The sequence below is a fragment of the Humibacter ginsengiterrae genome, assembly GCF_054780115.1.
This window is the reverse complement of the sequence record NZ_BAAGWY010000004.1, coordinates 124,610-141,985: the sequence shown is the minus strand read 5'-3', so window position 1 is coordinate 141,985 and position 17,376 is coordinate 124,610. Positions and strand designations below refer to the sequence as shown.

Annotated in this window: 2 protein-coding genes (1 of these 2 running past the window's edge); both read left to right on the top strand. The window is 68.9% G+C overall.

The genetic code is table 11. From position 1 onward, the window contains the following. Positions 1-16,027, top strand: partial view of a beta strand repeat-containing protein gene (locus ACYVII_RS07105; protein WP_460533177.1) — the 3' portion only. 22,145 nt of this gene lie to the left of the window's left edge; the window shows 16,027 of its 38,172 coding nt (coding positions 22,146-38,172); its start codon lies beyond the left edge, outside the window; it ends in the stop codon at positions 16,025-16,027. Next, a complete protein-coding gene (locus ACYVII_RS07100; protein ID WP_460533174.1) occupies positions 16,024-17,376 on the top strand; it encodes a right-handed parallel beta-helix repeat-containing protein in 1,353 nt (450 codons plus the stop codon). The genes ACYVII_RS07105 and ACYVII_RS07100 overlap by 4 nt, the downstream gene beginning before the upstream one ends.

The following is a 17,376-nucleotide window of genomic DNA, read 5'->3' as shown; positions in this document are numbered from 1 at the left end:
CAGCATCGACGTGAATGCGCTGAACAACCGCGACTACGTCGACGTCACCTACGCACAGGGCAAGGACGCCTCGGGCGGTGTCGTGCAGGTCGATGCCGCGTCGATCACGGATGCCGCACCGGAGTTCACGCTGAGCGGACCGGGAGCCGGCACCATGGTTCCCGACTCCTCCCGGGCGCCGGTGCTGATCGGCACGAACTCGGATGGCTCGCTCATCTACCGCTACTTCCTCACCGGCCAATGGGGGAGCGGTGACGTGACCCTGACCTTCCTCCCCGGCTCGTGGTCCTTCGACTTCGCGCCGACACCGGCGCCGACGCTCACCGTCACGGCTAGCGGCTCCTCCACCATCACGCTCACCCTGTCGGCGTCGAACCTCCCCGCCGGATTCGTGCTCGACGCCTCGACGCTGCCGCAACTCGGTGCGCTGTTCCAGGACGCCGACCCGAACACGGCCGGCATCCAGCTCGCGATTCCGGCCACCGGGGCCACCGGATTCGACTCGAACGGCAAAGCCCTGGCGGCGAGCGACTGGCGGGTCACCATCGACCCGTCCGGCCAGCCGTTGCTGCCCGACGCGAGCGGCACCTACTCGATTCCGGTGATCGTCACGTACATCGGTGCACAGACGGCAGGCACCGCAGCTCCCACCTTCGGCCCGTCGAGCGATCCGACCAAGGCCGGGAGCCTCACGGTGCAGCCCCAGTACGCCGCCGGGGTGGATGCCGGCGCTTCCGACGCCAACGGTGCAGACGCGCCGGCGCCGGAGACGTTCGCAGAGAACGGAACGACCGACAAGAACAACTTCCTGATCGTCGACGTCGACAACCTGCCCGGCGGTCTCGACATCACCGGAAGCGGCGCCCCGTCATGGGCGACGCTCGGGGGTGCTGGCGCGGCCGGCGTCTCGATCAGCCAGGTCGTCGGACTCGGCGGCGACCAGTACATGCTCGTACTGGCGGGTGCATTCGCCCCCGGCCCGGTCACGCTCACCATCGACCTGAGCACCGTGATCACGAGCGGCGCACGCGCTCCGCCTGCGGGCTTCACCAGCACCCTCGGCTTCACCGTCACCGGCACCTCAGGCGACATCGTGAACACGTCCGCGACGGACGCGAACGGCAACCCGACCACCGCCTCCCTCAACAACGGCTCTGTCGGCATCGGCTTCATCAACGGCCGGGGCTACCTCGAGATCGACTACCACCCGACCGACGGTTTCGACATCGACCCCGCCACCATCGACGGCAACGAGTTCACCCTCACCGGCCCATCCGGCGCCGTCGTCGCGCTCGGCACCCCGGTGCGCGAGCCGGGCACCGACATCTGGCGCTACGCGCTCGAATCCGATCTCACCCCCGGCCTCTACACGCTGTCTTTCGCAGCAGGCGGCTTCCGCGACCTGTCCGGAATCGCCGACCTGGCGCAGAGCGAGACCTTCACGGTCGCACAGACCATCAGCGCCATCGCCGACCCGTCGAACGGGCAGCAGCTGTCTTCCCTCGACTTCAACGGCCGCAGCTGGGTCGACGTCACCTTCCCGAACGCCGATCCGACGACCATCCTCGACAGCCCAGCCGAGTTCACGCTCGCGATGCCGGACAAGCCGAACAGTGCCATCCAGCTCGTGGGCGCCCCCGTGCTGGTCCCCGGCACGACCGACACCTACCGTTATTTCTTCACCGGCTGGCTGCTGGACAACAAGGGCAACCCCGAGAAGCTCACCCTCACGCTCCTGCCCAACAGCTGGGCCGACATGAGCGGCGACACCGACGGCGACCCGAACGCGGCGGCCGACATCACCGCGAACGGCCACGCGACGAACAAGGCGACGGTCGAGACGCCGTTCACGGATGCCGTGAGCTCGGGCGACTGGACGACTCTTTACGCCCGCGCATGGTTCGACATGAACTACACGCCGGCGACCGGCAGCGTCGACGCGGCATCCGTCAACGGCGACGAGCTCGCGCCGATCGCCGGGCTCACACCCGACACCGTCCCGGTCGTCCAGGTCGGACCGGACGAGTTCCGGTACATGTTCACGGGAAACCTCGCGGCAGGACCGGTGACGGTCGGCGTCGTCGCCGGAACATGGAAGGACAGCGACGGCAACCTCGGCACGGCGGGCAGCTCGACCTTCACGCTGCTCCAGCCGGCGCAGTCGTTCTTCATCGACATCTCCGGTGAGCTGCTGCTGCAGCTGCCCGGTGTCAGCGACCCGATCGTCGACCTCACGGCAAACGTCACCCTCGAGGTCGACACCACCCGCGACGTGTTCACGCTCACCTTCGACGGCGAGCTCAGCGTCATCGGCCTCGGTACCGTCGGGGCGACGAGCGGCGAGTTCGTGCTCGACCTCGGCGACACCACGACCTCCACTCCCGGCCTGTGGGGTGTCGCGGCGCTGCAGACGAACTTCTCCGGCCTGCAGAAGTACGGCATCGACCTCGACGTGACAGGTGTACTCGCGATCAACACGACCGGAGTCGAGAAGGACGAGACGATCACGCTGAAGGGCATCGGCCAGAACGGCACGGATGTCACGAAGACGTACAACCTGCAAGGCGGCAGCTTCGATCTGCAGCTCTCGGGCGTGCTGGCGGTCACCGCGCCGGGGACGACGACGCAGCTCCTCGACCTCGACGGAGCCATCGACATCCACCTGCAGACCCAGGGAAGCTTCGAGCTCGACATCTTCGCGCAGGGCGACCTGTCGTTCGGCATCGGCGCCGCGCAGGTGCACTACGGCAGCGTCTCGGCGCTGCTCGTGGTCGAAAGCGACGGCGTCGCCGGGCGGGTATCGGTCGGTGCGGGCGGCGACATCGGGCTCGACGGGATCACCGGGCTCAGCGCGAGCGGATCCGTCACCGTGTGGTTCAACACGACCATGCATGACGTGGTGTTCACCGTCCCCGACTCGTTCGCCGCGACACTCGGCGCGAACGACCCCGGCACGATCACGATCTTCGGCGCGGCGCCTGGGCTCGACGGCAAGCGCGATCCGAACGCCCCAGCGGGCGGGGCGGTGTACGTCAAGGCGATCGTCAACGCGACGCTGAACATCGGCAACGGGGCGCTGACGCTCATCGGCACCATCGGAATCACCGCGAGCGTAGACGGCTCGGGCAACGCCGTACTGCAGCTCGACGGGAACGTCGGAGCGACTCTGCCCGTGTTCGGCTCGGTCACTGGTGAGATCTCGCTCGCGCTGTACATCGACACGCAGAACCCTCTCGACTCCGGCGTCGTGGGCCGCGTGCAGCTCACGCTCGGCAGCGCGATCCCCGATCTCTCGTTCACCGGCCAGCTGCTCGTCGAGATCAACACGCTCTCCACAGACAAGACGGTGCAGACCTTCGCCGTGCAGGAGACGAACGGGGTCTTCGGCGGCTTCGTGCTCGACGCTCAGGGCAACCCGGTGGTGCAAGACGAGACCATCGCCGCAGACAGCCTCATGGTGCACCTGGCCGGCTCCGTGATCATCGGCACCACGCTCACCATCACAGGCAGCGCCACACTGAACCTCAGCGCAGCTCCTGGCAACTTCGGCTTCGACCTGGCAGTGACCGGGAAGGCGGCGCTGAACCCGCTCGGCGACGTCGCGATCACGGGTCACTTCATGGCGAGCAGCGCGGGCGTCGTCGCCTTCGCCAACGTGACCGTGAGCTTGGGCGTCGGCAGTGACTTCACGATCGCCGGAAGCGCGACATTCGCCCTGAACACGACCGGGTCGACCGTCCAGTTCGACGTGAACGGCACCCCGACGTCGGTACCGGTCGGCTTCGAGCTCAGCGTCACCGCGACCGTCGACATCTTCGGAGTCATCGAGGGCAGCGGCATGGTCTTCATCGAGGCCGGCCCCGGCGGGTTCGAGATGACCCTGCAGATCGCCTTCAGCATCGGCGGTCTGTCATTCTCGGCCGACGGCGCTGTCGGAATCTTCAGCAACGGCATCGTGCTGAGCCTGGCAGTGACGGCGACTGCAGACGCCGCCATCTTCTCGATCAGCGCATCCGGCACGCTGGCGATCAACACGACCGGCGCCGCCGTCACGTTCAACAATGGCGGCACGAGCCCGATCACGGTGCAGAGCGGCTTCATGCTGTCGCTGACCGGCACCCTGTCGATCCTCAAGATCTTCAACCTCGACGCCGGCTTCAGCATCACGGTCACGAACAACGACGGCCAGGAGTACTGGAGCCTGTCGGCGAACGCGTCGCTCGACTTCTTCGGCATCGCGTCGCTCTCCGGCAGCATCAGCCTCGATTCCCTGGGCAACTTCGACCTCGAGCTCTCGGGCCGGCTCGTGCTCGGCAGCTCCGACTACGGGATCGTCGGCGACTTCCACGTGCAGGTGACCTCACAGCACTACACGCTCAACGGAAGCGACGAGTACCGCTTCTTCCTCAGCATCGGCGGGGATGCCTCGGTGCGGGCCTTCGGCATCAGCCTCGCCGGAATCAGTGTCGACGCATCGTTCTCGCTCGACACGGGTGACGCCAACGACAACGGCGAGGTGCCGATCGTGCTGAGCGTGCACGTCGAGGTGCACTTCCTCTTCTTCAGCATCGGCGGCACCGTGAGGATCCAGCTCGGTGTGCTGCAGCTCCCGCCGCCCGTGTACCTGGCGTCGGACGGCACCTCCGGCAACCGCACGTGGGACAGCACCGATTCGACCCCCCGCGAGCTCATCCTGAACGTCGGCAGCCTCGCTGCGGCGCGCAACATCGGCACCGGCTCTCCGGATGAGACCTACAACATCACGCAGATCGGCGGCGGTCCAGGCGACGCCACGATCCAGATCACCGCGTACGGCCGCACCCAGGTCTACAAGCACGTCAGCGGCATCAAGGGCGACTTCGGCGACGGTAACGACCAGCTCTACGTCAACCCGTCCGTCACGGTGCCGCTCACCATCACCCTCGGCGGCACGGAGGCCGCAGGCTCCGACGCGGCGAATAACGACAGCAACATCGTCGACGATGCCGGCGTCGCGGCCAGCGGCACCACGACCATCGACGGAGGCCCCGGAATCGACCTCATCACGGTGGTGGGCGACGCGACCGTGACCGGCGGGGCCGGCGACGATGTTCTGCAGCACGTCGGCAGCGGGACCGCAAAGCTCGACGGCGACGCCGGGAACGACATCCTGATCGGCAGCAGCGACACCGACACGCTGATCGGCGGCGCCGGGGACGACAGCTTCGAAGGGCTCGCAGGGTCGTACGAGGGCGACGCGGGCGACGACCTGTTCGCCATCGACGAGACGGCGCCGCACTCGGTGACCGTGGACGGGGGCGACGGCAGCGACACTCTGCAGGCCGTCTTCGGCGCGACGAACGACACGATCGACGTGTCCACGCCCAGCGCGAACACCCTCGACATCGGAGCCGGCTCGAGCTCGCAGACGCTCACGAACGTCGAGACCGTCACGATCGGTGCGGGTGCAGGGGCCGACACGATCACGGTGGGCGACCTCACCGGCTCAGGGCTGTCGACGCTGAACCTCGACCTCGGCGCCGTGTCGCCGGCATCCGACGGGTCGGCCGACAAGGTCACCGTCGAGGGCAGCCAGACCGTCGCCACGCGGGCGACCGTGTCGACCGTGCCCGCGTTCACCACAGTGCCGAACCCGAGCGCACCGATCCCGGTCACCGCCACGGACGTATCGCTCCAGCCCGTCGCAGGCGGGACGGGATACTCGGTCCTCATCGCCCACGGCGTTCGGGCAGAAGGCGACGCGCTCACCGTCGAGACCTTCGGCGGCGACGACATCATCGACGCATCGGGTGAGACGGCCGACCAGCTCGCACTGACGCTCGAATCCGGTGACGGGAACGACCGGGTCATCGGCTCGCCCTTCAACGACGTGATCGACAGCGGTCTCGGAAACGACACCGTCACGGGTGGCGCCGGCACCGACACCTTCACGGATGCCGGTGGGGACGACACCCTGATCGAGACCTTCGACAGCGACTTCGAGCTGACCGACAACCTTCTCGTGATCGGCACCGCGACCACAACGAGCTCCGCCGGCAATCCGACGACCGCGGCGTTCTCGTCAGCCACCGTCGAGAACCTCGGCGGCATCTTCGAGAACGCGGTGCTCACCGGCGGGACCGGAGACAACATCTTCTTCGTGGGCAACGCAACGGGCGCGCTCGTCGCGAACGGCCGGAGATTCCAGGTGGTCGGCTGGACGGGTGCCGCGACGCTCGACGGTCTCGGCGGCGACGATCAGTTCGTCATCTCGACCCTCGACTCCGCCGGCTCCAGCGACTCGATCGACGGCGGCGCCGGAACGAACAGCCTCGAGGTCGACGGAACCAGCCTGCGTGAGGACGTCGCCATCGGAACCGACGCGAGCGGCACCGACCAGATCGTCTCCACCGAGTGGGACCCGGACCGCAACCCGGCATCGACCACGATCGACCACACCGGTATCCAGTCGGTCACCATCAACACGGGTGCCGGAGCAGACCGCGTGTTCGTGAACTCGATCGACGTCGTCCACACCATCAACGCGGGTGACGGCAACGACGAGATCGCCGTCGGCAGCCTCGCGGCGCCCGCCGACGACGCCACAGGCGCCCCGACGCTGATCGCCAACACGGGCGGCGTGCTCACCGGCATCCAGGCCCTGCTGTCCATCGACGGCGGCATCGGAATCGACGCGCTCAGCTTCGATGACTCCGGCGACACCGTCGGTCGTACCGGCACGCTGACCTCGACGCAGTTGAGGGGCTTGGGGATGTCCGCCGCCGGCGCCGACTACCTCGACTTCGAGTCGCTGGGCATCACCGAAGGCTCGGGAGACGACACCTTCACCATCGAGAGCACGCACAACGGCGCATCCCGCACCACCGATCTCAACGCCGGACCCGGCAACGACACGGTCGACATCGAGACCGTCAGCGGACCCACCTCCGTCGAGCTCGGCGCCGGCGACGACACGGCGACTGTCTCGGGCACCGACGCGACGCTGAACGGCATCGGCTCGTTCCTCACGATCGACGCGGGCACAGGCAGTGACACGCTCGACGTCGTCGACACCGGCGCGACCACCGACCGTATCGGCACGGTCACGGACGACTCGATCTCCGGCCTCGGCACCAACCTGAACGGCTCGCACGCGCGGCCCAGCCTGGTGCAGACCGTCACCGTCGCGGGTGCCTTCGGCGGCCGGTTCACCATCACCGTCGACGTCGCCGGCGCGAACGGCGCGACCACAGAGGCGACCACGGCCGAGATCGACTACAACGCGTCGGCACTCACGGTGCAGAACGCGCTCGGCGCCGTGCTCGGCGCCGGCAACGTCCTCGTCACCGGTGAGGGCGGCGTCTGGGTGATCACCTACGCCGGGGCGCTCGCAGGTGACTCCGGATGGGCGGATCCGATCGTCGGCGTTCAGTCCTCGGCGCTGCACCCGCTCACCGCGTCGCCCGCGCCCGGCGCACAGCCGCTCGCTACCGGCTTCGCCGACGGGAGCGACGGGCTCATCGACTACACGGCGTTCGAGAGCTTCGCACTCTCCCTCGGCTCGGGAGACGACGCCCTCGACGTCGAGGACACCATTGCCGGCACCACCACGATCGACACCGGCGCCGGCGATGACCGCGTCGATGTGGAGGCCATCGGAGGCACCACGAGCGTGAGCGGCGGGACCGGCGACGACTGGCTGGTCACAAACGGCATCGCCGACCCCGACGGCACACCCAACCCCTTCGCCGGCAACACGCTGACCCTGAACGGCGACAGCGGCTCCGACAACTTCCTCGTCAACCTGTTCGGCAACGGCGACTCGTTGATCGACGTGGTCGACAGCAACAGCGACGGCGGCGTGAACAACCTCATCGTGAACGGCTCCGACCTCGGCGACACGTTCCTGCTGCGCCGGAACCTCGTCGCGTTGCTCTCCGCCCCGCAGGCCGGCACCGGCGCCTTCACCGCGGCCGAAGAGGTCGAGTACCCCGGCGCACTCGGCGGCAGCGTCGTCGTCAACGGCGGCAGCGGCAACGACTTCTTCGCTCTCGACGACACCTCCGCGGCGGTGACGATCAACGGCGGCGCCGGCGATGACACGTTCGACGTCGGCCAGCTGTACACGAACTACGTTCCGACCGCCATGTTCGGCATCCCGCCGGCCGACTTCGCGGCGACGACGCGCGGCGACCTCAGCAACGGCATCTCCTTCGCCGCCACGATCAACGGCGACGCCGGTGACGACACCTTCAACGTCTTCCACAACCTCGCCGTGCTCGCCCTCAACGGCGACGACGGCGACGACACCTTCATCATCGAGAGCTTCGCCCTTCAGTCGCAGACGAGCGAGGTCAACGCGGGCGCCGGCAGCGATCTGATCGCCTACGCGATGAACGCACCCGTCGCTGTCGACGGCGGCGACGGATTCGACACCGTGATCGTGATCGGCACCGAGTTCGGCGACCAGTACGTCATCACGAACAACGCGGTGTACGGCGCCGGGCGGTACATCACCTACACGAACGTCGAGGACCTGAAGATCGAGGGCCTGCAGGGCAACGACACCTTCTACGTGCTCTCCACGAACCCCGGCGTCGACACCCAGATCTTCGGCGGAGACGGCAGCGACACCGTCCAGGTCGACGGCGACGCCCAGCCGGTCGAATCCAACGACGGCCTCGGCCACACCGGGCTGATCGACTCGTCGGCCGTCGAGACGACATCCGGGCTGACGGATGCCTGGAAGAACGTCTCGGTCGACGGGGTCGCCGCCGAGATCGTCGACGCCGACTCGCCCGCGATCGTGATCGCACCCTCCGACGGATCTCCGGAACTCACCGTGAACGAGGCCACGCCGGGGGTGACGGAGCAGCTCACCGTACGGCCGACGCTAGCGCCGGACGCCGAGGTCTCTGTGACCATCTCCGCCCCGATCGAAAGCGACGATCCCAGCGTCTCGACCACGGTCGAGCTGTCGGCCGACGGCATCCACTGGGGCACGAGTGCGACGCTCTTCTTCGCGGCGGGCTCGACGGCCGGGCAGACGCTGTTCGTCCGAGCCGCGTTCGACCTGCTCCCCGAGGGCACGCAGACGGCGGCACTGCAGGTCGCGGTGAACTCGACGAGGGCCGACGGCACCCCGGGCTCCTACAACGGCATCGAAGTCAACGACGTTGCGGTCAGAGTGATCGACGCCCAGGAGCCAGCGGTCGTCGTCACACCGGACCCCAACGGCAACACGGTCGTCGAGACGACCGACCCCGGCGCGGCCACGACCGCGAACGACGAGATCTCGACCTTCACGGTGCAGCTGCCTCGTGGTGCCGTGATCAGCGGCGCGGTGACCGTCGTCGTGACGGCACCTGAAGGGCTGCAGCTCCGGGTGGGGAACTCCGGCGCCTGGGCATCCACCGTCACGCTCACCTTCACCGGTTCAGACGCGACCGCGCCGATCGAGCTCGAGGTGCTGGCGCCCGCCGACGGCGTCGTCGAGGGCCAGCACATCCTCGACATCACGGCGACGGTGGTGGTCTCCGCGGACGGCGCCGACGCCATCGCCGGCACGGTGGCCGGCACGACGGGCCGCGATGACGAGTTCACCTTCGCGGGCACTCCGGTCGACGGCGGGCTCGTCGGGTACACGGTCGTCATGACCTCCGGCGCCGGTGCTGGACAGGTGCGCTCCGTGCTCGCCGTCGCGGTCGAGACCGTCGACGGCGCGACCATCAACGTGATCACGGTCGACACCCCGTTCGACACCCTGCCGGTCGCAGGTGACGCCTTCCAGATCTTCGGCTACCAGGCACCGGCCACCGCGCCGGCCGGCGCCCTCACCGTCACCGCAGTGACGCAGTCCGACCCGGGTGACGGCTTCGGTGAGATCGACACCCTCACGGTGACCGGCGCGACGCTCACGCCCGGCGCGCTGGTCGGCGCCACCCTGCGCATCGTCGGCAGGACCGGCTCGACGTTCGTGCGCACGATCGCCTCGAACACCGCGAACGAGATCACTCTCACCGACGCGTGGGGTGCCGCGCTGTTCACGCTCGGCTCGACCCAGGTCGTCGTCACCGACGTCCCTGGCGTCACGGTCGCCTCCGTCCCGGTCCTCGTGTACGACACCGACACACCCGACGTGGTCGTGACCCAGACGAACGGCTCGACCCGCCTGGTCGAAGGCGCCACAGGCGACGAATGCGGCGCGACCGACTCGATCGGGGTGCGTCTGACACAGGCCCCGGCCGACGGTGGCACGGTGACCGTGACGCTGACCGCGACGGCGACACGGAGCCTCGACCTCACGCCGGGCTCGACCCAGTGCGGTCTCGGCCAGAGCATCTGCGACGGCATCCAGCTGCAGTTCATCGCCGACCCCGCCAACGCGGCCTTCGAGACGGTCAGCGCGGACGGGTTCTCGATCTCGCTCACGTTCACCGCCGCGAACTGGAACGTGGTGCAGAACATCACGGTGCGTGCACTCGACGACGGCGTCGTCAACGGCGGCGATCTGCAGGAGTTCCCGCACCTGCCGGAGCGGGCGATGGGCGTGCAGGGACCGCTCAGCGTGAACGGCGGCGACGACCCCGATCCGTTCGATGTGCCCGACCTGGACTCCTACCTTCCCGTGCTGCTGCCCGGCGAGTCCTCCGGCCACCCGCTGCCGGCCACGGCCCCGAGCACTGACGAGATCGAGTCCGCTCAGGTCGACACGCTCACGGTCGACGACGCCGACAGCCCGGCGAACGACCCGGCCGACGTGCTGGGCATCGACCCGCTCACCGGTCTCGACAACCTCTCCGGCCTCGGCATGGACGCCGGCGTCACGATCGACGGCATGCGCTTCTTCGGCGGCATCGACTACACCGGCCTCGAAGACCTGCGGATCGACCTCGGCTCCGGCGCCGACAGATTCACCATCGATACGACGCACGACGGCACCACCGAGATCGACGGCGGCGCAGGCGACGACAGCTTCAACGTCGTCTCGCTCTCCGGCCACACCCTCATCGACGGCGGCGCAGGCGACGACACGTTCGACGTCGACACGGCGAGCCACCTCCTCACGATGCTCTCCGCGCTGCTCGCACTCGACGGCGGTTCCGGGAACGACACCGCGGTGCTCGACGACAGCGCAGAGACGAGCGCAGTGGATGCCACGCTGACGCAGACCTCGCTCACCACCTCCGACGTGACTGCTCGCACATCGCCGGATGAGCTCGGCCGCCCGCTCGACCGGATCTACTCGGTCACGCCGCCCGCCGACGGCTCGGCGTACACGCTCATGCTCAACGCCACCATCGGCGGCATCACCACCGGCATCGGCGCGGTCACCGTCGTCGCGGGCGAGTCGGCGGCTGCCCTGCAGCTCGCCCTGCAGCTCCTGCTCTTCCCGCAGACCGCCGGAGACGACCCCGGCGTGTCCGAGCTGTGCGGCAGCGGCACGCCGCCCACGACCGCGTGTGCACCGAGCGTGTACGTGTGGCAGCTCGGCGGCGAGTTCCTGATCGGATTCCGCGGCGAGGTGAACGCGGACCCCGCGAACCCCGTCACCATCGGCCTCTCCGCGATCGGCAGCACCGCCACCCTCACCGGAACCACGGCCGCGCTCTCGACAGCGCGGCAGCACGGTGTCGAATTCGCAGGCCTGGAGACCATGGATGTCTCGCTCGGCAGCGGCGACGACGTGCTGAACGTACAGGGCACGTCTGCGCAGACCAACGTCTCGCTCGGCGCAGGCGACGACAGCGTGTTCGTCTCCTCGCTCGCGAACGAGCCCCTCGGTGCGCACCCCCAGTTCCTGGCCGGCGAGCTCGACGGCATCCTCGGCACCGTCAACCTCGACTTCGGCACAGGCGACGCGAACAGCCTGCTGATCAGCGATGAGGCGAGCGTCGCGGGCGACGAGAATGTGCTGATGACGGATTCCGTCGCAGAAGCGTCCGCGCGTGACGCCGCGGTGACCGCGGGCGAGGGCTTCCTCGGCGGAGCGCCGGAGATCTCCCTCGTCGGCCTCGCGACGGGCTCGATCACGTGGCGCGCGGCGGCCGACGGGCGGCTCGACCCGGGCATCCGCATCTGGTCCGGATCCGGTGCGGACTCCTTCGCCGTCGACGGCACCTTCTACCGCGCGGGCACCCGTCAGACCACGTGGCTGAACACCGGCCTCGGTGACGACAACGTGACGACCGGGCTGACAGACGGACAGGACGGATTCTTCGTTCTCGACACCCAGGGGCCGGACAACAACGAACTGCCGCTGCCCACTTCGCTCGCGACGGGCGACGGGGCGCTGATCCCGGCATCCACCGTCTCGGTCACCGTCGACGGGAAGCCACTCGACCTCAGCCGCTTCGTCGTGCACGGCGAGCTCGACACCGTCGGCCTGTTCGACTCGCTGCTGCCGGGCGACACCGTCGACGTCACCCTCACGACGGAGCTCGTGACGCAGGGCTTCGAGTCCGGCATGCAGCAGGTGAGCCTTCAGCCGGGCGACTCGGCGCGCGTGTTCGTGAACGGCGTCGAACTGTGCGGGCCAGAGACGCAGGCCTGCTCGGTCGTGGGCGGAGTCCTGAGCTTCGACCCGGGGTCGGCTCACGACCTGGGACGCGCCGACCCCGCAACCGGCGAGCCTGCAGACCTCACGGCCGACGACGGCCCCTCCTACGTCGTCGTCGATGTCACCCGCACGACCGCGGTGCCCGAGTTCACGGTCCCGGCATCCGGCCCCATCGCCGACCCGGCGCTGAGCGATGACGACACCGTCGACGCGAGTGCCTCGACCTTGCCGCTCGTGATCTTCGGCGGCCAGGGCGACGACCGCATAACGGCGGGCCAGGGCGACGACCTGGTGTTCGGCGACCGGGGCCTGGTGCTCTGGTTCGAGCAGGGCGCCGTACCGCAGCTCCCGCTCGGCGACACGGCCCTGACCCCTGCCCAGCTCATCGCACTCGAAGCGGCCGCGGTCGCGGTCAGCGGAAACGGCGGCACTGGCGACTTCACGGATGCTCAGGACCACCTGGTCGGCGTCGCCGTCACGACAGCACCCACGGTCGGCGGGAACGACACCGTCTCCACGGGAGCCGGCGACGACCTGGTGTTCGGCGGCGACGGCGCCGACACCGTGAATGCCGGCGACGGACAGAACATCGTGCTCGGCGACAACGGCCGATACTCCGCGAACAACAGCTCGACGGCCACCTGGGGCACCCTGCCCATCTCGGCCGGCATCCTCACCACGACCGACCCTGCAGACGGCGGGAACGACACCATCACGTCGGGCTCCGGCACCGACGTGATCCTCGGCGGTGCCGGCGATGACACCATCGCGAGCGGCGCGGGCGACGACGTCGTCGTCGGCGACCACGCGAGCCTCACCTTCGGCGCCGAATCAGGCGCACTCGCGCTGCTCAAGGTCGCCGTCATCGACGACACCATCGGCGGAGCCGACACCGTGCACGCCGGCGCGGGCGACGACATCGTCATCGGCGGCACCGGTGACGACCGGCTCGACGGAGGCGACGGCAGCGACCTCGTCTTCGGCGACAACGTCACCATCGATCGCACGACGAACTTCGGCGACTTCGCAAGCCTGCGTTTCCAGACGCTCGACGGCACCACCATCTACGACCCGACGACCGGCGCCGTCGACCTTCCACCGACGGCAGGAGCGACCCCGGAGAACCAGCCGGGCGGCAGCGCGTGGTGGGCCGACTTCGTCATCGCCTTCCAAGACGACGACCTCCTCGCACAGCAGACCGACCAGGCCGCGTACGGCAGCGACTACATCGCCGGCGGCGGCGGCGACGACATGATCTTCGGCGAGCTCGGCGATGACACGATCCAGGGCGACGGAAGCATCGACACAGCCGACGGGACCGACGCGGTCGGGCCCTGCACGGCGGCGCAGAAGGCGAGCACGGATGTCATCGCCTCCCGTTCCGCGGCCGGCCTGTGCGTCATCCCCTCGGTCGTCACCGCCGACGACGGCAACGACTACATCGAGGGCGGCGGGGGCAACGACACGATCTTCGGCGACGGCGGCGACGACGACATCATCGGTGGCTCGAGCGACTTCTTCGGCCGCACCACCATGGAAGAGCGCCCCGACGGCAACGACCTGATCTTCGGCAGCACGGGCGCCGACACGGGTTACAGCGACAACACGCCGGGCACCGCCAGCGACTCCGACGTCATCGTCGGCGATAACGGCGACATCGTGCGCCTGGTGGATGCGAATGACGCCCTGCTGCACTTCACCTACGACAGCGGGCTCGTGCCACGCGCCGTCGTGCTGCTCGACTACACGCCGGGCGGCCCCGACCTCGTGCCGGCGGACTTCCCGGGCTTCACCCCGGCGGATGCCGCGACAGCCGGCACCGGGACGGTCGACGTCTGGGGCGCAGACGAGATCCACGGCGGGGCGGGAGACGACACCATCTACGCCGGCGGTGGCAACGACGTGGTGTACGGCGACGCGGGCGATGACGACATCATCGGTGGCTGGGGCGACGACTTCCTCGACGGCGGCACCGGCACGGACGGCATCCTCGGCGACGACGGCACCATCCTCACCAGCCGCAACGGCATGACCGAGCCGCTCATGGGCGTCACCTCCGCGAACACAGAGGGCAACATCAGCGATTCGGGCGACAAGATCGAGACCACTGTCCTGACGACCGGGCAGCTGTTCAAGACCCTTCTGGAGCCGGCCGACGAACTGAACCTGACCACCGCGGATCCCACCGACCCGACCGTGACGATGCCCGCCCCGAAGGTCGAGAACGACGTGATCTTCGGCGGCGACGGCAATGACTTCCTGCACGGCGGCGCCGGCAGCGACGCGATCAGCGGCGCCGAGGCCCTGCCCACCTCGTGGGCGCCCGGGCTCGACGGCACGCTCGTCGAGGTGGATTGGAACCACCCGTTCAACGACGGAACCCTGCTGGGCTTCAACTCCACGACGGATGAGTTCACGCTCTACGACCCGAACGACCCGCGGACGAGGATCACCCTGAACGCCGACGGCACCCTGAACCGCACGGGCGATGAGACCTACCTCTTCTTCCTCGACAACGATGCGAGCCAAGGTCCGCTCGTTCCCTCGTGCACCGCAGCGGACAAGAAGGGCAACTGCACGCAGACCTCCGAGACCGCCAGCGACGGCAACGACGTGATCTTCGGCGACCTCGGCAACGACTGGATCGTCGGCGGCACGGGCAACGACATGCTGTTCGGCGGTACGGGCGACGACCTGCTCAACGCCGACGACAACCTCGCCACCGACGGCTTCGCCAACGACAAGCCGGACACCGATTCGACCTACGAGGACATCGCCTTCGGCGGCGCCGGATACGACGTGCTGATCGCCAACACGAGCGGCGACAGCCTGATCGACTGGAGCGGCGAGCTGAACACCTTCCTCGTCCCGTTCTCGCCGAACGGGCAGCCGACGATCAGCCGCAACCATTCGCCCTCACTGCAGTCGCTCCTGACGCTGCTCGGCGTCGTCGAGGGCGCCGATCCGCTGCTGACCGTTTCGGCGGGTGAGCTCGGGCTCGTCACCTCCGACCAGACCGGCGGCCCGACCGACCCACAGCCCGTCGGGCACATCGAAGGCGGGCCGATCGACCAGGCTCCGCTGCCCGCCACCTACGACCCGAGCGCGCCGACCGAGACCGTCTCGGGCAGCACGACCCCCGTCACGCCCACCGCGGGCACGGTCGCCACGACGTCGGGTAGCGGGATGACCGGGAACAACGGCAAGGGAAAGGGTGGCGGTGCCGGCGCCACGTCGACCACCAGCGCCACGGCCAACGCGATCGCCGAGGCCGGCAGCAGTCGCAACGGCAACGGGAAGAAGTCGGGTGCGGTCACCATCTCCACTCTGCTGGCGAGCGTACGGGGCTACGCCACAAGCGCGCAGCGGCAGGATGCCTCGTCGCTGCTGCTGCTACTACTTCTCCCGCTGCTGCTCCTCGTCGCCGCATCCACGGCCCGTTTCTCGAGGCGTCGGCGCAGGCAGGCACGCCTTAGATTGAACACATGACGCACTGGCACCCCGTACGGCTGATCGCGGCGTTGTGCGCCGCGATCGTGCTGTCCGGGTGCAGTGCCGGTGCACCGTCGAGAACGGACGCCCCGAGCGGGTCCGCGCCGGCCGCTCTCGGCTGCACTGCAGCGAGCACCGAGCTCGTGGCATCCGTTCAGCAATACGTCACCGCCTACGGCTCCGCGCTCGCCTCGCCGAACCCGTCGTCCTCGTCACCCTCGTCGCCTCCCGCCAGCGGGCCGGGTGCCGCATCGTCGACGAACGGCGCCCGCCTGCAGGCGGCCGTCGCTGCAGCGCAGATAAGCGTCACGGCGGGCAAGTGCAGCCTTGCGGACTTCCGGGCCCGGCTCGACAAGGGGCTCCGCGGAGTCACCGCGAACGGGCCCATCGCGCAGGCGGTGCTCCTCAAACTCACGGCCTCGCTCGACGGAACCGCTCGCACCCAGGCCCAGACGGTCGACGTGCCCGCCGGAGCGGACTTGCGCACGGTGGTCGCCGGGCTCGCCCCCGGCTCGACGATGCAGCTGGCCGCGGGAAGATACCGACTCAGTGACACGCTCGTCCTGCTCGACGCGGTCAGCATCGTCGGTGCGGGCATCGGGGCGACCACGATCGACACCACCGCCGGCGGCGCCGGTGTCGTCGACCTCACCGACGGCCGTGTCGAGTTCCGAAGCCTCGCCGTCGTGCACAGCGGAGCATCCTCAGGGGACGTGATCATCGGCGGTCCGACATCGTCGCTCGAGCTCACCCAGGTGCGGGTGAGCGGGGCCGCTGCAAAGGGCGGCGCCGCCGCGAGCGCCGGATCGCCGGCCCCCGCACCGCCCGCCGGCAGCTCCGACGGCATCGGTGTTTTGATGTCCTCGAGCAAGGGCGCCGGAACTCATGGCACGACCCTCGAGATGACGGACTCGACAGTGGACGGCAACGAGGGGGGAGGCATCATCCTCTCGGTCGGACAGGCGGCGAGCTTGCGCCGCCTCACCATCACCTCGAACGGAGGATGCGGGGTCTGCTTCTCGGGCAGCAGCACCGGCGCCGTTCGTGACAGTCACTTCAGCGACAACACGGTCGGCGTCGCCGCGCTCGATACGGCAGCGCCGGCCGTCACGAGTGACGTGTTCACAGGGGGCGAGTTCGCGATCCAGGTCGCGGGCTCGGCGACCCCGGATATCGAGGGTGCGACGATTTCCGGCGCGACCCGTGGAGCCATGATCTTCACCGACACCGCAACCGGAAAGGTGGACGGCTCCAGTTGCACGAGCGTGCCTTTCGGCATCGTCGTCGGCTCGAAGGCGCTGCCCTATCTCGGCACCAACTCGTGCCCTGTGGCGACCGGGCCCTGA

Excerpts from the sequence above, each read along its gene's own strand:
- ACYVII_RS07100 (WP_460533174.1), top strand. The coding sequence starts at position 16,024 with ATGACGCACTGGCACCCCGTACGGCTGATCGCGGCGTTGTGCGCCGCG.